Source organism: Pandoraea anapnoica (assembly GCF_902459765.1).
In the GTDB taxonomy this organism is placed as follows: Bacteria; Pseudomonadota; Gammaproteobacteria; order Burkholderiales; family Burkholderiaceae; genus Pandoraea; species Pandoraea anapnoica.
On the sequence record NZ_CABPSP010000010.1, the window covers coordinates 217,669 to 235,917 of the forward strand.

16 protein-coding genes are annotated in these 18,249 nt (G+C 62.6%); 5 read left to right on the forward strand and 11 right to left on the reverse strand.

The annotated features are described in order from the left end of the window. The first annotated feature begins 5 nt into the window (after positions 1–5). Entirely contained in the window at positions 6–1,094 is a 1,089-nt protein-coding gene (locus PAN31117_RS17325; protein ID WP_150739287.1) for an IpaC/SipC family type III secretion system effector, read from the forward strand. 25 nt (positions 1,095–1,119) lie between these two features. Next, the gene (locus PAN31117_RS17330; protein ID WP_150739288.1) at positions 1,120–2,244 is read left to right on the forward strand and encodes an IpaD/SipD/SspD family type III secretion system needle tip protein; all 1,125 of its coding nucleotides are present in this window, start codon (positions 1,120–1,122) and stop codon (positions 2,242–2,244) included. A 99-nt stretch (positions 2,245–2,343) separates the two neighbouring features. Here PAN31117_RS17330 and PAN31117_RS17335 read toward each other — a convergent pair whose 3' ends face one another. Further along, complete coding sequence (locus PAN31117_RS17335; RefSeq protein WP_174991008.1) at positions 2,344–4,002, reverse strand: winged helix-turn-helix domain-containing protein; 1,659 nt, start codon at positions 4,000–4,002, stop codon at positions 2,344–2,346. A gap of 342 nt (positions 4,003–4,344) precedes the next feature. Here PAN31117_RS17335 and PAN31117_RS17340 point away from each other — a divergent pair, with 342 nt between their 5' ends. From PAN31117_RS17340 to PAN31117_RS17350, 3 genes are all read left to right on the forward strand, one after another. Continuing rightward, positions 4,345–4,803 (forward strand): hypothetical protein, encoded by a 459-nt coding sequence (locus tag PAN31117_RS17340; protein ID WP_150739290.1) that lies wholly within the window; start codon positions 4,345–4,347, stop codon positions 4,801–4,803. After that, positions 4,800–5,129: a hypothetical protein gene (locus tag PAN31117_RS17345; RefSeq protein ID WP_150739291.1), complete on the forward strand. Its 330-nt coding sequence runs from the start codon at positions 4,800–4,802 to the stop codon at positions 5,127–5,129. The genes PAN31117_RS17340 and PAN31117_RS17345 overlap by 4 nt, the downstream gene beginning before the upstream one ends. Before the next feature lie 454 nt (positions 5,130–5,583). Further along, positions 5,584–7,614 (forward strand): hypothetical protein, encoded by a 2,031-nt coding sequence (locus PAN31117_RS17350; RefSeq protein ID WP_150739292.1) that lies wholly within the window; start codon positions 5,584–5,586, stop codon positions 7,612–7,614. Between the two features lie 54 nt (positions 7,615–7,668). On the opposite strand, the gene PAN31117_RS17355 is transcribed toward PAN31117_RS17350, so the two are convergent. The 10 genes from PAN31117_RS17355 to mreC form a co-directional block, all read right to left on the reverse strand. Next, positions 7,669–8,358 carry a hypothetical protein gene (locus PAN31117_RS17355; RefSeq protein WP_150739293.1) on the reverse strand — a complete coding sequence of 230 codons (690 nt, stop codon included), beginning with the start codon at positions 8,356–8,358 and terminating at the stop codon, positions 7,669–7,671. Positions 8,359–8,382: 24 nt separating this feature from the next. Beyond that, positions 8,383–8,766: a CesT family type III secretion system chaperone gene (locus tag PAN31117_RS17360; protein WP_174991009.1), complete on the reverse strand. Its 384-nt coding sequence runs from the start codon at positions 8,764–8,766 to the stop codon at positions 8,383–8,385. Then, the gene (locus PAN31117_RS17365; protein WP_150739295.1) at positions 8,729–9,676 is read right to left on the reverse strand and encodes a protein-tyrosine phosphatase family protein; all 948 of its coding nucleotides are present in this window, start codon (positions 9,674–9,676) and stop codon (positions 8,729–8,731) included. Before PAN31117_RS17365 ends, PAN31117_RS17360 begins: the two co-directional genes overlap by 38 nt. Positions 9,677–9,809: 133 nt before the next feature. Continuing rightward, positions 9,810–11,108, reverse strand: coding sequence for a protein-tyrosine phosphatase family protein (locus PAN31117_RS17370; protein ID WP_150739296.1), 1,299 nt, complete (start codon positions 11,106–11,108; stop codon positions 9,810–9,812). Between the two features lie 171 nt (positions 11,109–11,279). Beyond that, positions 11,280–12,125: a hypothetical protein gene (locus PAN31117_RS17375; RefSeq protein WP_150739297.1), complete on the reverse strand. Its 846-nt coding sequence runs from the start codon at positions 12,123–12,125 to the stop codon at positions 11,280–11,282. A 27-nt stretch (positions 12,126–12,152) separates the two neighbouring features. Next, positions 12,153–12,893, reverse strand: a complete 741-nt coding sequence (locus PAN31117_RS17380) for a hypothetical protein (RefSeq protein ID WP_150739298.1) — start codon at positions 12,891–12,893, stop codon at positions 12,153–12,155. Positions 12,894–13,140: 247 nt separating this feature from the next. Then, positions 13,141–14,289 (reverse strand): rod shape-determining protein RodA, encoded by a 1,149-nt coding sequence (gene rodA / locus PAN31117_RS17385; RefSeq protein WP_039401937.1) that lies wholly within the window; start codon positions 14,287–14,289, stop codon positions 13,141–13,143. Next, entirely contained in the window at positions 14,289–16,541 is a 2,253-nt protein-coding gene (mrdA, locus tag PAN31117_RS17390; protein ID WP_150739299.1) for a penicillin-binding protein 2, read from the reverse strand. The genes rodA and mrdA overlap by 1 nt, the downstream gene beginning before the upstream one ends. 48 nt (positions 16,542–16,589) lie before the next feature. Further along, positions 16,590–17,102, reverse strand: a complete 513-nt coding sequence (mreD, locus tag PAN31117_RS17395) for a rod shape-determining protein MreD (RefSeq protein ID WP_039394706.1) — start codon at positions 17,100–17,102, stop codon at positions 16,590–16,592. Between the two features lie 9 nt (positions 17,103–17,111). Further along, positions 17,112–18,080 carry a rod shape-determining protein MreC gene (gene mreC, locus PAN31117_RS17400; protein ID WP_150739300.1) on the reverse strand — a complete coding sequence of 323 codons (969 nt, stop codon included), beginning with the start codon at positions 18,078–18,080 and terminating at the stop codon, positions 17,112–17,114. Positions 18,081–18,249 lie beyond the last annotated feature (169 nt).

An 18,249-nucleotide genomic window follows, 5' to 3' on the forward strand; every position in this document is an offset into this window, starting at 1 on the left:
AGTTCATGAGCCTCCCGATTCAGGATGTAACGTATCAACCGTTTGTGCCAATGCTGGACGCACTGGACAAGCCTCAATCGCCGTCGTCGGTGCTGAGCCCCCATCTCCTGTTCACGCCGAATCTCGATGACGAAGACGCACAGCGACCATCGCTCGCGAATCCGCCACCGAACGCCAATCGCCTCGATGCTATCGACTGGTTGCGTCAGCAGGACGACGAAGCGCGTGTCGACAACACCCCGGGGCAAGACGGCGAAAAGGACATCGGCAGCAAGGGGCTTGTCTCCGACGCTGCGCTGGTACTGTCGCTTGTCTATGAGTTCTACGTGCGGGCTTATGAAAACTCGGTCAAGTTGCGCAACAAGATGGCCGAAGTAAATGTCGACTCGGTGCTTGCGGCGGCCGACGCGACCCGACGTCAGGGCGATGCAGCGATGTGGGGCGGCATTTCGTCCGGCGTTGTGCAACTGGCGTTCACGGGCATGGGGGCGTTCCAGAGCCTGAAAGGTCTCTCCGGAGAGCGCACGGCGCTGAAGACACAGACATCGACCCCGGATGTGACGCCTCCGCCGCCGCCGCCGGCCTCGCCCGACGTGCCGCCCGCTCCCAATGCGTCGACGGCTGCCGCAGGGCAGTCCCCCGCGAGTCGTCGTAACAGCATGGACGCCAACGTGTTGGACGATGCACCTGCCCCCCCGCGCCCGAATGCCGCCGATGGGGTCGATGTCCCGGATACTCCACCGCCCGCGACGAACACAGACATCGACGCTGCGCCCGGACCCGATCCGCTCAATCAGGATGCGATGGCCGACAACGGGCGGCGGGCGCAGACGTCGGGGCAGGCGCTGATGATGTTGGGGAGTCCGCTGGCGGGCGTGGTGAACGGTGGGAGCCGCTACAGCGAACTTATTGCCGCGCAGGATCAGAAGGTCAACGACAGTGGCGCGCAACTGTCCAAGGACGGTGTGAACACCATGCAAGAACAATCGAACCAGGACAAGTCGATGCTGGCGGAACTGCTCCGCGCATTCGACAGCATTTCGCAAGCGACCATCAATGCGGGCGGGACCATTGCCAACAACCTGCGCGCGTAACACCGACGCTTCAAAGGACTAACGAATGACCAGTATCCTCACCGACCGCTTGCTTCCTGCTGCGACGCTCCCACTGGAGGACGTCGTGCCACCGGGAAAACCGGAAAACCAGTCGAACGTCGTGCCCGCCCCAATGCCTTTCGATGCACCGTCGCCCGACGATGCGCTGATCGACGGCGTGGTCAAAGGTGCCAACCGTTTCTGGGAAGCATTCCAGATCGCGGGGCAGGAGATGGGAGACGACGCCTGGGACGACGCACGCATGGCAGGACACGATCTTGTCGCACGGGCACAGGGCCTCGCGGACAGCGACATACCCATGCCGCAGGACCTTCGCGACCGACTTCGTGGGAACGCACCGCAGAGCGGGGGCGATGGCAAACCGGATGCCCCCGGCATTCGCTCCCTCGGAAACGAACCTCCTCCCTCGGTGAACGCGTTGGGTGGCGACGACATCCCAGCCGACAATGATGACGATCCGGGGAAATGGAGTGACCAGGAGTTCTGGGATGCAATTGCGAAGCTCATCGGCGAGTTGAAGAGCGGCTTTCTCGACACCTTCCAGGAAGCCGCGAAGAAGTATCTCGAATTCAGTCAGGCACTGACCGACATCGTGTCGAAACTGTCGTCATGGATTACGTCCCAAGGCGATGGTAAGGATGTGAAACTCGACGTCGGGAAGCTGAAGGAGGCGCTCGAAAAGTTGCTCGAGAAATTCAAATTGCCGAGCCAGAATGCGGTGCTGTGGCCGCCTCAAAACAAAGGGGATGATGGCAAAGATGGCGAGATCGAAGGCGGCAGCAAGGAAGACGCCGAGAAGTGGGCAAATGATCTCGGTCTGCCGGACAGCAGTGTGGTCGAGCAGCCACCGGGCAGCGGCAAGTACGTGGTGGTGATCGATACTGGCCCGATCCAGACCATGATTGATACGTTGCCCAAGGCAGACGACAACGGCATCGCGACAATGACCACGCAGCAACTGGAAATCTGGCGTAATGGCTTCACCGGGCAGGAGAATCAGGTGAAGACGACGTTGCAGTCGCTGTCGCAGCGCTACACCACGGCGAACGCGAATTACGAGAACCTGGTGAAGGTGATGAGCGGCGCGATCGCAGCGATGAGCGAATCGGCGAAAAGCTTCTATCGGTAATGACGAAAGCGGGCATGCGTTGTCGCTAGCGTCCCCATATCACCGTCAACCCCGCCCGTTCCGGCGGGGTTTTTTTATGGAGGCTTGAAGCGGCTGCCGTCAGAGGGAGAACAACGTCTCCAGGCGTGGGTCGTGACGATACAGGCGTTGCCATGGATACCAGTCGGTGCGCATGCGTCGCCAGGCGTCGCGCGCTGCACCGATGCCCTCCGTGTGAAGGATCAAAGGCAGCAGTCCCGCGCGGACCTGGCGCGAGTCGATTTCCGAGAGCAGTTGTCGGGCGGCCCGCTTCGCCGGCTCTGCGCCGCGTGCGAGTTCCACGTAATGACGGTTCACCCGCAAAAGGCCAGCATCGTCGCCGGTCTCGCGCACGGACCGCACCAGTGCTTCCGCCTCGGCGTGGCGGGATTGGTGGGAGAGCATGATGGCCATGGCGCTGGTGAGCACCGGATGATGCTGGCCAAGGCGTTGCAGACTTTCGCGGGCCACGACGATGGCTTCGTCCGTGCGGCGGTCGAAGAACATCGACCAGATCTTGAGAATCGTCGCCGCGATCATGCTCGGGTCGTGCTCCAGCGCGATATCGAGCGCCATCTCCGCAGCCTTGGCTTCTCCTTTCAGGATGCAGTGCCACGCGTGGTGATAGCGAACGTAAGGGTTCGATGGTGCAGACCACAGCGCCCGGTCGAAAAGAATGTTCGCCACACTCGATTCGAACTTCATGCTGTGCAACATCGCCAGCAGACTGACGGCGTGCGGATCGCGAGGCGCGAGCGCGAGTGCGGCCTCGACGGCCGCACGTGCGCCGTGCAACGCCGCTTTCTGATCGAACAGCCCCAGATGGGCGAGCGCAAGGTAGCACTCGGCCTGCCCGCAGTACGGCGCCGTACGCGATGCACCTTCGCCCACGCACTGATGAAACAGCTGCAACGACTGCCGCAGGCTCGAAGGTGTGTGTCGTTGAAGGTTGAAACGTGCGTGCAGGAACGTGGTGGCGCTGTCGAGCGAATCGAACGATTGCGAGAGATTTACCGACGCGCAAAGCCCCGGCACATGCTTTGTCACGATATCGGTGATGCGGGTCTCAAGCGGCAGCGTGTTGTCCGTGTCGGTCAGTTCGAAGTCTTCGCTGCACAGCAATTGATGACATTCGGAGCTCACCAGCTCAATGCGCAACCGGTTGCTTTCGATGGCGTGACCGATAACGTAGTAATCGGGAGAGAAGCGTTCGACGAAGCGCGCAATGTCGTGGCATTCGAGCACCGAGCGCGTGATGGAGGCGGGAAGGACACGCAGACCGTACGCCGTGAATTCAAAGAAACGCGTGACGAGCCGGTCGTGCAGCATCAGCGTCTGCGCCGCATTCGGGAGACGGAACGGCATGATTGCGAGCGTGCATAACGCGGCCGCACGTGTGGCGGCCGACACAATGGCCACAGAACGGCGAATCCGGTATCCGGTGCCGTACACCGTTTCCACGATGCGATCGGACTTCTTTTCGCGAAGCACGCGCCGGATGGCGTAGATGCAGCGCGTGAGCGATTCTTCGCTCACATCCTGATGAGGCCAGACCAGCGATAGCAGCCGGTCTTTGCTGACGTTTTCGCCCGCGGCGTCGAGCAATGTGCGCAGTACCGCGACCTCCTTGGGGGGCAGGCAGATTTGGCGGTCGCCTTGCTTGAGCACGCCATTCGCGTCCAACGAGAAATCGTCGAACAAATAGACCTTTCCATTCTGCGGCGAACTGATCTGGTTCACGTGCCGATTCTCCTGCCAGCGAACCCCACTCGACGCGAGCGAAGACGACTGCAGGTCCGACCGGCCGCAAACCGGAAGTGTGCTACACCTCTGCGCTCAGAATCATCGCCGCGGGGGGGCACCGGCGAAATCATGTTCCTCAAAGCGTGGAGACTATGCGAGGAACCATCGATTCTGGGGGGCTCGGCGCCGCAATTTAGGCCGATTCCCGACGAATTTGGGTCGGAAGCGCTTTCCGATCTCGTCGGCATGGGCGAAAGATGAAATGCACTCCCGGGAGAAGACCCGGATCATGCCCAGAAGCAAGACATGTTCCCGAAAGTCCCCAACCTATAAGAAATCATGGAAGCAGACCGTGAGTCCGGCACGTCGATTTCGGCATCAGCGCTGCGTCGGCTGGCAGCCGCCCGTCAGGCGGACCGGTCGCTGCCCGTGGTGCAGGGCGAAGTCGCCCTAGCACGAATCTGCGCAGCGATGCACGAGCGTTGGCAGGTCGATGTGACGATGCGTCACGAAACGATCTTCTTCGAGGCACGCGATCTGGACACGTGTTCGATTCGGCAGTCGGCCGGCACGCTCATCGAGCGACGCATGCGCGCCGTCGATGACGACGGCGCAGTTCGGGCTTTGACGATGAATCTCATGCTTTGCCGACGAGGCTTCCTCTTTGGAACGCGTGGACCGCTGCTGGTGCTGCATCGATATGTCGCGCCGTGGGAGACCTTCGAGACGTGCATGGACGCGATCCACGATTTTCTGTACGTCTCGGACCGCGTCAAACGTGTGGTGATGCCGTCATGACACACGCCATTTCCACGCTGCTGCTCAGCGCGCTGCCGCAGACGTTCGGCACGTTCCTGCAAGCGCGCTCGGCGGTGGGCGTCGAGCCGTTCTGGCTGCTCGAATACGCGCATGGTCACCTGACGTTCATGGTGTCGTTCGCGGGAGGGAGGCTGCCGGACGTGCGATTCGGCGGACGTACGGCGCAGTGCGAATCCTGGCTGTATGGGCCTTCACTGTTCGAGTCGCGTCGCATGCTGCTGATGTATGGCAGCGCAGTGCGTGGCACCCGAGCAGATATCGTGGCTTGCATCGACATGATCTTGTCAGAGGTGTTTATGCGGTGACGCCGACGCAAGCGCCTGCTTCGAGCAGCGCTAGAAGGCGCCGGTATTTGAGAGGGGGCAAAATTTTATGGCATATATGGTTCAGTCGACGCCGGGTGTACTCAATGCGGTCGCAACGCCAGCGTCAGAGCAAGTCGACATTTCGCAAAACGAATTCGACACTTGTATCGGGAACGACGATCGTCTCTTCCAGGCGAGCAACGATAGCGACGACGTGCCCGCTACGCGGGTGCGACACGACGCCTGGACACAGCCGCTATCGCGCGCCGACACCTGCACGGCGATCTCCGCGCTTTGGAACGTCTACCAGGACTGTCGGACCACGTTGGGACGGCCCGACAAAGGGCGCGCCCACGACAGGCTCAAGGCGGAAGTACAGGACTTCTTGCGCGCACCGTCAGACGCGCCAATGTCGGCGCGGGAGATGCGAGCATGCTCAGAACTCTTTCGGTCGATGCAAAGCGCCCTCGAGCGCCACATCAACAAGAAGACTTGGGGACAGAAGCTGGTTCCCGCAGCATTGCGCGCCAGCCGTTCCCTGAAATGGCACTTCGAAGTCAGCGTCCATGAATGCGTCAAACGTCGTCTGAACGACGGGCTGAAAGATCGGCTGGGTGCGATGAAGCCGGGCGCGTCGCAGTCCTTCCGGATGCGCGGTGGCGTCGGTGTGAATGTGGTGCCCGGCGTGGGCGCGGGCGTCACTTACGCAACCGATTCGACCTTATCGGTCACGCCCACGGAGTGGGTGGTCGATTCACGTACGGACAAGGTCACGCTCTCGGCAGACGCGGACGTGCTGTCGTTTGTCGAAGCGGAGCTGGGACTGTCGGTCGCGGCGTCGCGCTCGGAAATTTACGGATCCCTGGTCGACTACGTCACAAACGCGAGCCACAAATTCACCACGTGGATCAAGCACAGTCCGATCGCGCTGATCGCCAAGATTCGTGACCTGTTCACGATCTCTTCGTCCTACGAGTACGACCGAGCACGTGCGGATTTCAGTAGCGATTGTCTTGAAGACGATCTGATCGCTCTGTGCGGCAAAAGCCTCGACATTGCGCGGTACGGTCTCACCGCGCAGCCCGTCGAGCGTCAGGATACGTACATGGGAGAGGTGCACGCCGGTGTGTCCGCCAATATCGGCGTTTCGGCGAGTCTCTCGGCGGCCGGTCGGAAGTTTGTGACGATCAAGCAGGCGCGTCAGGACATACTCTCGCTGGCCGACTCGAAGCCGGATGTCGCGCGCCGACTGTTGTCCGAGTCGACCCTCGTCTGCACGCCCGAGAAGTTGCTGGAGGTGATCAACGCACACCTGAGACAGTCCAGCACCGAGGTCACGTCCGAGTTCATGACGGGGCGGGAAGGGAGAGGCATCGAGGACATGGAGGCGCGCGCGCAATATCTGCTCGAACAGTTCGCGTTGCTCAAACTCAGCGGCGATCTGGATCCGGAGGCGGAGGCGGTCTTTATGAAACTGTTCAAGGCGCGCGAGCGCATCCTGCGTCCCCACTCGCTGGCCATCTACGAACTGAGCAGTCGTCAAAGCAAGTGGCAAGCTGAGCTGAATGTGGGCGTCGGACTGGGCGCTTTACTGCCGGACGGCATTCACGGGAACGTCACATACGAAAAGGTGACGGAGGACGAAGACCCCTACTACTGCGGCAGCTTTCTCACGATCGATCTCGCTGGCACTGTCGACGTCGCGAATTCCGTTGCGCAGGCGCTCGACGCGGTAGGCGTGCGCCCGGGTAGCGTATGGGGCGTGGCCGAAATCGGCAATGCACTGAGCAACGTGGGCATCGATGCAGACGTAGGCGTGACGACGACGATGCGTTTCAAGCTCAAGGAGGACGGCGTCGCGCTGATGTATTCCGTTCGCGGCGTTAAATCGACGTGTGGCGTGGGCGGGAAGACGCCGACGCCGGTGTCCGTGACGGCGGGCGTGTCGTGGGCCGGTCGTTCGGCGGACGTGCTGACTATCGGCAGCTATTGCCTCGACATGCTTGCACCGATGATGCGTCAACGTCTGACGAGTGGATTGGAGGGCGGCGGCGCGTGGTGGCAGGACTTTTCGACGCGTCACAAGGACGAGCTCGACGAGATGTATTTCCAGATGGCGACCCCGGTGCCGGGAACGACGCTGGAAGCCGATCTTCAGCGCATCGTGCAAGAGGTACCCGCCACACGGGACTTGCTGGACGCACTGCGCGAGGCCGCCGGAGATCTCGCGCAAGCGCCGACCCCAAACCACCGGGCCAGGACGAATGCCGCGATGGCCGAGTTCATGCTCGCTTACGTGGAAGGAGGCTACCGCGAGAGGGTGTCGCGAAAGTGGCACCTTTCGGTGGGCGGCAAGCGGTTGCCGGACCTCGAAGGCGAGGCCAACAGGGCAGTGAGCGGGAACGGCGGCAATGGCGGCGCGGGTGGACGTGGCGATCCGGGGCGTCACGTCCCGACAGGCGGCACGTCGATGCTCGCTGCGTGAAAGTGGTAGGAGAGAAGACGCAGGGCGCGGCTCACACCGCGCCCTGAAACGACGTCAACGGTTCGTGGTGTGCGCCACCACCGGCGCTGGGTTGGGCGGAACCAGATTCGGCGGCGGGATACCGATGGAGGGCCGAGTTGACGAAGGCGACGAAGGCGTCATCGCATCGTAAGTGTTGCGTCGCAGGAAATCATAGGGGATCTCATCCGTATTCGACGCAGTTTCCATGCAAGCCGATGAATGTGCCGCTGTGGCGGGCGAGGTCGGTTTAGCGGCCTGCTTCAGCGCATTCCGCGCTCGAATCGCCGCAAGTTTGGCTTGTGCGTCGTTGATCAGGCGGTCATCGTTCGCCGGGGATTCGAACTTGAAGGGACCGACGGGACGTGACGAAGGCGGTGTTCTCTGCGCAGATCCGCTAAAGCTGCTTCGAACGGAAAAACGCTCGACAGACTGCACCGCCCGGGTGTTCAGGGCCCTGAGCAGGCGGGCAGCTTTCACACCCGAGAATACAGCACGTATCTGCGTGGCGAATCGATGCCATGCCGAGGGTATGCGTTTGGGGGAGAGCTCCCGAGTCAGAATGAAATTTCTCGCCCGCATGTTCTGACGCGGATGAAGGCAATAGTCGAACCCTCCGTATTGGACGACAACGCCGCATTCGTCTATGCCGATCCTCGTACCCGGTGGCATGACGCTCAGTTGCATACGTAAATCTTCGGTGTTTCTCGCCAGTGGAACGGCCATGATTAGCTCCTGTGAATGATGGGGTCAGTTGGCCGTAGGCAGCGCTTGCGCGACATCCAGAAGTTCACCAAATGCATCGGCCAGCGCGGCGCGGTCCTGCCCGTTGAGCGGCATCTTCATCCAGCAATTGAGCGTGCCGTTGTCATTGAGCGAAAACACCGGCTGTCGGAAGTCCGCGCGCAGATGATTGGCCAGCAGGGCGGCTGCCAGGGCGTCGGTCGTCGGCGTTTCGTTGATCTCGGCAAGCATGAACCAGGACACCTGATCGATAGCGCCGAAGTGCAGCGACATGTGGTCTTCGACATCGAGACTCACGACTTCCTGATCTGGGGCCGGTTCGAATGCGAAAAAGCCGATGTGTTGCAGCAACTCACCGACAACGTTGTGGAAGGAATGCAGGTCTTGCATCGGGGAACGTCCTTGAGAGAGGGGATGAAAGGGAGTCGCTGCCGGGCGAGGTGTTGGCGTCGCCGTCATCGCTGCGGTCGGTTGTCGGTGTGTCGTGCGCAGGTCTCGTTGCGCCACGCCGATGACGGGTGCGCGCGAGGCGGGTCAGCTCCTGATGCTGGCGGAAGGTCGGATCGAACTTCGTCGACCCGATGCGGATGTCGCGCAACACGGTGTCGAGCGATGCATTGCCCTGGTCCAGCAGCCCGGTCGCGGCGAGCCACATGCCGAGTCGCGCCGTGCGGTGCGTCGATTGCACGACGGGCAGGTGCTTTGGCGCGACAAGCGTCTGCGTCCGATAGAAATCCTGACGTCGCAGGTGCTGTACGGGCGTCGTTGCCTTGAGTCGTTCAGCGGTCTGATACAGATGGGAGAGGGCTTCGGCGCGAATGATGGCGTCACCGTCGTCGGTCCATGCCTGAAGTGCTGGAAACGTGACAACGTCGCAGCCGTGTGTGATGGAGACAACGCAGGTGCGTAAATGTGTGCCCTGCTGCCCGCAGTCGCGTTGCGTCAACAGATAGCTGCTATAGCCGATGTCGCCGAAACGGCGGCTCATTGGCGCGAGCAGTGGATAGGCGGTGTTGCGGGCGAGCAGTTCGTCGTCCGATGCGAGGGTGATCAGGAGGGCGGGCGGCGCGGTCAGCCAGCGTCGCAGGTAGCGCTCGATGTCGGGCGCACGGGGTGGCTCGCGACGTACGGCCAGCGCACGCTTCGCGTGCGTGAGCAACTGCGAATCTCGGGGCGATTTCTCGTCCGTCGGCTGACGCGTCAGCGTTAGCGCCTCGGCCGGTGTCACGCGAACCGAACGCCGGGATGCCACGGTCGCGGGGTGTCCGGGGGAGGGGGGCACGGTGGCCTGGGGCGACATGGCAGGTCTCCTGATGCGATCGCGTCGCGTGAAGGGGGCAGGCAGGAACGGCGCTTCGTACCGTTCCTCAGTGTGTTGCGAAGACATCGCGTGATGTGACGACGCCAGCGCAGCGAATCGACGAATCGTCAAATCAGCGATGTCTGAGCAACGGTCTTCGCAGGTCGTCGGCAAACGCACCGATGACGTCGAGCTGGTGGTGGGTGCCGATCAACTGCGGGGAAGCCGTGAGCCGGATATCGGTGACTATTTCCTCTACGCTGAGATGCTCGTGGACGTCTCGCGACATGGCGAGCGCCGTGACCAGAACCCCGGCGATACCCTCAGGCTCGTCGAAAACGATCACCGGGTATCCGGTGGGGATGCTGCCAGTGGACTTGCCGCTCGCGTCCTCCGGCGGCGACACATGTCGCATGGCGTTTTCGACGAACTGCAACGTTTGCGTCACGTACAACCGGTCGGACGCCACATCCGTTGCATGTCGGTAGGGCGCGTGCAGTACCGAGAACGTGACCTCGCTCGCGCTGGTGCGAAGCGTCGTGGAGTACACGCTGAAGTCGGTGACGAAGGTCGCGGCCGTGCTGGTGGTGATATGGCGTCGGCTCGCGCGAATGGCGCCCTCGTGACGTTCCGCGCCGTGCGGCTCGCATTGAGGAGTGACATGCACGACGACCGACGGACGCAGCTTCATCAGCAACCACAGGAAGGCTTCGAGCGCGCCCGGCTGCGGCGTCTGGCAGACGGCCGCCAGGGGCAGATGGTTCACGCGAATGACATTGGCCGGCAGCAACGCACCGTCGAAACTCCGTAACGCCGTTTGACGCGCAACCCAAAGCGTACGGTGGTGACGGGTCGACAACTCGCGGTGATAGTGATCGCGATAGGACGCGTTGCTCTGCGTGACCAGCTTGTAGTGGCCCACGACATGCTGGGCCGATCCCATGCGGTGTTTGAGCTCGGACAGCGCGTCCTGCGGCCGGTCGTTACTGAGGAGATCGACGCCACAGGTATCCGGGTTGCCGCGCCAGTCGAGCTGCCGCTTGATGCCTTGCAGCAGTTGAGCCCTCACGGCGGCCGTGGCGTTGCGCAGCAGCCAGACGATGACGAACGGCTGATCGAGTCGCATGGCGCGTACGCCGGGGCGCACGGCATCCGGACCGCCGGTGCGTGCGTCCGACGACTCATGCGTGCGCCACTGGGCGGACGCGTCGGCGTCCGCCAGCGCGGCGAGCGCCATGTCGCGCGCGCGACGCCACAGATGCGGATGCCGGTAAGCGCTCCATCCCACGAGCAGAACCAGTTGACCGCCGCGATTCACACCGACGGTCGTACGGGCGGGATCGACCGCGTGTCGACAGATCAGACGATGAAGCTGCTCGGCCTCGTCACTGGTCATGGTGGCGGCGTTGATCTGGGTATGGATCGATGCCATGCGTTGAAATGCCTCCCGATTCCAGAGCGTTCGAAAGACAATGGTCATGCCCGCAGCGCTAAGCCGCTTGCAGGTTTGGCTCATCGTATACGCTGGGGTATGGCGGCTCGGCGCGGTCGACAGCGGCGTGCTCATCGAGAGGCTCAGGCGCGTGCAGAGGGGCCGCCCAGACTACGAACCACTGTTCAGGAGCATCGTTCGGATCAATGCATCCTTGGCCACGCCTCCCCGATGCAAGTCGTCGAAGAACGCCGGGGAGTCGTTGGTGTTCCGGGCGCTTGTCTGCGCGTTGTCGGATGACGCCGATGCATGCGTCCGTGGAGGCGTGCCGGGAAAGTATTCGAACGAGTGCGACGACACCGTTGACGGTGATGGACTGGTCGGCAGCGGATGATGCATAAAGGGCGAGTCGATCTTGCGCGGTGGCCGCGTCGGTGCGTTCGCGGACAGCGTCGCGCGAGGCTTCGGAACGGGGTTGTGGTTGAACGTCGTTTCCGTTGTCTGCTCGGGATCGGCCGCAGGGGGCGCGGCGTTGTTATCGGCAGTCGGGGTCACCCATTTCAGTTCCTGCAACGCCATCGGCGGTTGCGTTGTAATCCGCACGCTCGCCTGCGAGAGGGGATTGCGTCTCGACAACAATATGCCGGGCATGCCCGCGAGAAGCGCTTCGTAGTAGTCGGACTTGCCGACGATCTTTCGCAACGCATTGGTCAGGTTCATCTTGCTGATCAGCGTGTCGGCAGACTGCTTGCCCATTCGGAGGTCTTTGAACTTGAGCGCAGAGCGCAACGACGAGCTTGCGTGCGTCGACAAGTCGTTCGCTTTGATGAGCTTGTCCGCCCGGTAACACTGCTGGAGGTGCAGCAGGTATGTCTTGCCCTTGAAGACAACGAGCTGACCCTTTTCGTTGATGCCGATGCGCCCATTCTCGATGGTCGCGCCGTTGCCCGGCTCCCCCAACCTGTGGAGCGTGGGGCGCGAATTGTATGCGACCGATTGCAGCGTGATACTGGTCATAGCCTGATTTTTCCTCTCGAGGGGGCTTTAGTCGGGGTAGCGCTGATTCGACTCGACCCGCGTTGGCGACGTGGGGCGGTCCGCTTTCTGTTCGTCAGCGGTGTAGACGGGCGTCGGGTCGCCGTATGCCATCCGTGCAAGACGGACGTTCCGTTGCAGGACTGACTGGTTGCTCTTGGGCGGGAGTGCTGGCTTTGCATCGCATTCGGTCGGCGCTTCCGGGAGGGCGTCGCTCAGCGGATCGGCCGCTACGGTGGGGGTATCGCTGTCAGCGGGTTCGCGGTACTTAGCCCAGATTTTCTCTGCCTCCGCCATGACCGTGGGATAGAAATCCTCGCGCTTGGCCGGAACCGTCCACGTCGTGGGCTCAATCGACGAAACCGCTTCCGAGCGTGTCGTCAGCAAGACCTGCGCCGCAGATCCTGCACCGGCCTGACGGTCCATTACATTGGACCGGTTCAGCTTGAGGATCAGTTCGCTCACCGGCCGTTTATCCAGCCGGACGCTGTTGAGCTTGAGCAAGGACACCAGCGACGAGATGGGCGACTTCCTTTCGGCGATCAGTTCGTGTGCTTTCAGAAGCTCTTTCGCGCGGTGGCATTGTCTGAGATGCAGGACAAACTCCATGCCTTTGAAGACAGTGATCTGCCCGTCCTTGCGAATGCCGATGCGTCCTTTCGCAACACCTTCATTCGCCTGCGCGTTCAGCATGTCGAGTACGGCGCGCGAATTCTGTGCAACGGTTTGTAGCGAGATGTCCATGCCCATCGCGAAGTGCTCCTTCGTTTGCGTGCGTGACGCCAATTGGCCTACTTCATCTCGATGAAGACCGTGAACTCGGCGAATGCACGTGTGTTTCGTTTAAGCCTCGTTTGTATCGGATTTGGACTAAGCCGAATCCCATGTATCGCTCATTGAAAACGACGAAAGCTTCGACCGGAAACAAAAACGGCAGAGCGTAAGCTCTGCCGTTTTGCGGGTGACGCATCGATGCGCCGAAGGAGGTGCGAGTGTGCTAGCTCTGCATGAGCCGCTTCTCGCGCGCCACGCTCATGAGAATGCCGACCCCGAGGCCGAGCGTCACCAGCGCCGTGCCCCCGTAGCTCATGAACGGCAATGGCACCCCGACCACCGGCAGAATGCCGCTCACCATGCCCATATTCACGAAGGCGTAGGTGAAGAAGATCATGGTGACCGCACCGGCGAGCAATCGTCCGAACAACGTCGCGCCGCTCGCCGCGATCATCAGGCCGCGTGCGACCAGCAGCAGATACAGCAGGATCAGCACACCCTCGCCGATCAGGCCAAACTCCTCCGCGAACACGGCGAAGATGAAGTCGGTATGCTTCTCGGGAATGAATTCGAGGTGAGCCTGCGTGCCTTTGAGCCAGCCCTTGCCGGTCGTGCCGCCGGAGCCGATGGCAATGACCGACTGAATCGTGTGGAAGCCCTTGCCGAGCGGGTCGGACGTCGGGTCCAGCAGCGTGCACACGCGGTGCTTCTGGTAATCGTGCAGGATGTGCCATTCGACATCCGGCTGACAGATCTTGTCTTCCAGCGCGAGGATCGTGCCAATGCCGATGACCCCGGCAATGAGCACCGGCAGAATCAGTTTCCACGACAATCCGGCCAGATAGATGACGTACAGACCCGCCGCCGCCACGAGCAGACCCGTGCCGAGGTCGGGCTGCTTGGCAATCAGCCCGACGGGCACGCCGAGCAGCGCGATGGCCGCCAGATAGTCGAACCACCGAATGTTGCCTTCGCGCTTCTGGAAGTACCAGGCCAGCATGAGCGGCATGGCGATCTTCATGATTTCGGACGGCTGAATCACCATGCCGACGTTCAGCCAGCGCTTCGCGCCCTTCTTCGTCAGACCGAACATCGCCACCGCAATGAGCAGCGCCACGCCCGCGGTGTAGAGCGGCACGGCGAACTTCATGAGGGTCTGAGTGGGCAACATCGCCAGCACCCACATCAGGATGAAGGTCAGCACGATGTTGCGGATCTGGTCTTCGACACGGCCGGGTACGTCGATGCTGGCGCTGTAGAGCGTGACCAGTCCGACGCAAAGCAGCAGGAAGACGATCAGCGCGAGCGGCTTGTCGAAGGCGGCGAACAGGCGCTTGACCTGTTCTTTCCACGTATGTTTGTCGAGCGCCATCATGGCGTTCCTCCTTGCCCGCGCTGTGCGCGGATCGCGGCACGGTGGCGCGCTTCGTCTGCGACGGTCGGGCTCACAGTCGGCTCACGCTTGGTCGGCTGTGTCGGTTGCGCGGGTTGCGGAGCGGGTGCGGCCGTGGCTGCCGATGCCTTGCCGCCTGGGGCGCGCGGTGCGGCGTTGGCGGCAGTGGCACCCGATGCGCCCGGTGCCACCCGCGACACGGTCGTCGTGGCGGCGCCTGCGGTGCGGTCGAGTTCGGCGGCGCTGGCCGGCGGTGCGTCCGGTGTGGCGGAGACCGCCGACGCCGTGCCTGCGCCAGACGCGGCAGCTTGCAGTGCGGCGGCTTCGGCCGCTCGCTCCTTCGGCTCGTCGATAAGGTAGTAGTCGAGCAGACGTCGCGCCACCGGGCCGGCCTGCGCGCCACCCCAACCGGCGTTCTCGACGATCAGCGCAATGGCGATCTTCGGATCTTCTGCCGGGGCGAAGGCGATGAACAGGGCGTGGTCGCGCTTGAACTCGGGAATCGCATTGTGGTTGTACTTCTCGTTCTTGCCGAGCGAGTACACCTGCGCCGTGCCCGTCTTGCCGCCCGCATCGTAAGGTGCACCGGCGAACGCCTGACGTCCCGTGCCTTCCTTGATCACGCCGACCATTGCCCGTTTGACGAAATCGATGTCCGCCTGCTTGTACGGCAGACGCGCGCTTTCATGCGGCACGGTGAGCTGACGCGCATGCGAGACGGGATCTTCGACGGCCTTCACGAGGTGAGGCTTCATCACCACGCCGTTGTTAGCAAGCGTGGCGGTGGCGTGCGCGAGTTGCAGGATCGTGAACGAGTTGTAGCCCTGTCCGATGCCCAGACTGATCGTCTCGCCGTCGTACCACTTCTGCTGCGCTGGCTTCTTGTACGCCTTGCGCTTCCATTCGGTCGACGGCAGGATGCCGCGCGCTTCGCCTTCGATGTCGATGCCCGTCAACTGACCGAAGCCGAGCGGCGCCATGAAGTCGTGAATGGCGTTCACGCCCAGATCGTGCGCGAGCATGTAGTAATACGTATCGTTCGAGACCACGATCGAGCGGTACATGTCGATCCAGCCCTGACCGTTGCGCACGTCGTTGCGGAACGTGTGGTTGCCCAGCGTGAACGAACCCGTGTCCTGAAAACCCCAGTTCGTCGTGCGTTTGCCGAGTTCGAGCGCGGCGAGTGCCATGAACGGCTTGTACGTCGAGCCGATCGGATAGGTGCCGCGCAACGGACGGTTGAGCAGCGGCCGGTCGGCCGAGGTGTTCAGGGCGTCCCAGTTCTGCTGATCGATGCCTTCGACGAACATGTTCGGGTCGAAACTCGGCGCGGACACGAAGGCGAGCACGTCGCCGGTCTTCGGTTCGATGGCGACCACCGCACCGCGACGTCCGGCGAAGGCCTGTTCGGCGACCTGCTGAAGCTTGATGTCGATGGACAGCACGAGGTTGTCGCCCGGTGTTGCCGGGGTGCGCGAGATCGTACGCACCGGACGGCCCCCGGCGGTCACTTCGATTTCCTCGAAACCGGTGATGCCGTGGAGCTGCGTCTCGTAGCTTTGCTCGACGCCGATCTTGCCAATGTAATCGGTGCCCTTGTAGTTGTTGACGTCGCGGCGGATGTCGTACTTGGCGCTGTCGCTGTCGTTCTCTTCGCTCATTGCGTCGATACGCTGACGATCGCGCTGCGAAATCCGGCCGATGTAGCCGATCACGTGCGCGGCAGTCTCGCCGAGCGGATATTGACGGAACAGGCGCGCGTGCACGTCCACGCCGGGAAAGCGGAAACGCTGGGCGGTGAAGCGGGCGACTTCCTCGTCGGTCAGCCGAGTGCGAATCGGCAGGCTCTCGAAGCTCTTGCTGTCGTCCATCAACTTCTTGAAGCGGGCGCGGTCGCGCGGCGTGATCTCGATCACGTCCGACAGATCGGTGACGAGGTCTTCGAGCGGACGGCCGATCTTCGACGGCGTGATTTCCAGCGTGTAGGCGGAATAGTTGCGCGCCAGGACCACGCCGTTACGATCCATGATCACGCCACGGTTGGGCACGATGGGCGCGAGGGAGACGCGGTTTTCGTCGGCTTGCAGGGCGTACTGGTTGTGACGGAAGACTTGCAGATAGACGAAACGTACCGCGAGCAGGCTGAAGCAAATCAGCACGAAAAACGCGGCCGCCGTTACCCGCAGGTGAAACGTCTGCAGTTGTTGCTGGGGATTCTTGAACTCGGTCATGCTGGCTGGGCGGGGCTCGTAGGTGCGATCTGAGGGCGGGGAAGCCCGTCAGATCGGACGCGTATCGTCGCGGTCGACGGCGCGTTTCTGCGGCGCCAGCAGCAAGATACTGATCACCGGCCAGAGCACAGCTTCCACGAAGCTGGCCGCGAGCGGCCACCAGCCCGGAAATGCTGCGCCGGTCGCCAGACGAATGATGAACGGCACCACGTGCGCGAGCAGCAGCAACGGCAGCACCGTGAGCGCCTGACCGAGCAGCGTGAAGAACAGAACACGGCGGTGAATCATGATCGCACCGTACGACAGCAGCGTGTAAGCGAGCGCATGCTCACCCAGCAGTCCGGCGTTGTGCACGTCCATGAGCAATCCGACCAGAAACGCCACGCCCATGCCGACCTTGCGCGGCTGGTGGATGTTCCAGAACATCAGCACCAGCGCGACGAAGTCGGGCATGGCGGGGGCGTGCCCCCACGGCATCAGGTTGACCAGAAACGCCACCACGAGACTGAGCGCGATGAAGTACGGATTGACCGGCAGCAGGATGTATTGCGGTCGTGGCATGTGAATTCCTCAATGACCCTTGCGGGCGCCCGGCGCGAGCTTCGGATCGGCGCGCGTGCCGCCCTTCGGCGCGGGTTTCGCGCCACTGGCCGACGGATCGGAGGCGCGTGCGAGATCGGCCGCGGCGTCCGGATGCAGCGCCAGCGGCGTGGTGTATTGCAGGACCAGCACCTGACGCTGGCTGCGCAGGTTGGCCACCGGCTGACACAGAATGCGCGCAAACGCGGTGTCCGAAACCCGATCGACCTTCGTGATGCGTGCGACCGGCAGACCGGCGGGGTACACGCCGTCCAGACCGCTGGTGGCGATTTCGTCGCCGACCTTCACGTCGGCCGACAGCGGAATGAAGCGCAGATCGAGCACGTCGCCGCGCAGGCCACCGTAAATCACGCTATGGACGCCACTGCGCGTGACCTGGACCGGCACGGCCTGTTCCTTGTCGGTCAGCAGCGTGACTTCGCTTTGCATCAGGAACACCCGCGAGACCTGGCCGAGCAGGCCTTGCTCTGTGACGACCGGCGCGCCCAGCTTGACGCCGTGCTTCGTGCCGCGATCGATGACCACGCGTTGCGTGAACGGATCGCGCGTGTCGTATTCGATTTCCGCCGGAATGCTGGGCACGGGCAGACGCTCGCGCAGGGCCAGCATCTGGCGCAGATGTTCGTTCTCGGCCACCAGCTGGTTATTGCGCTGGGCCTGGACGGAGAGTTCGAGATTGCGCTCGCGCAGCGTGCCGTTTTCGGTGGTGAGCTGCGATTCGGTCGAGAAGAAACCCGCTACGCCGAGAATGGCGTCGCGCGGCAACAGCATCATGCGTTGCACGGGATAGAGGGCGGTGCCGACGACGCTTCGCACCCGCTCCAGCGTGTTGTAGTGCGAGTCGACCACGAGCAGGCCGATGGCGAGCGCGACGAAACAGATCAGCCGGGCCAATGCCGACGGTCCCTGTTTGAACAGTGGCGGCGGACTGTACTGCATGGTGGGCCCTTCAGGGAAGCACGCGCAGCGAGACGCTGCGGTGCGCGAGTGGTGTCAGTCGGGCGCGACGAAGTGACGTGACAAGCGGCGTGACGCCTGACCCCGTGCGCGAGATCTTGCTGCGCGGTCTGTCGTGCCGGGCGAGGTGTGCAAGGGAATGCCCCACCGC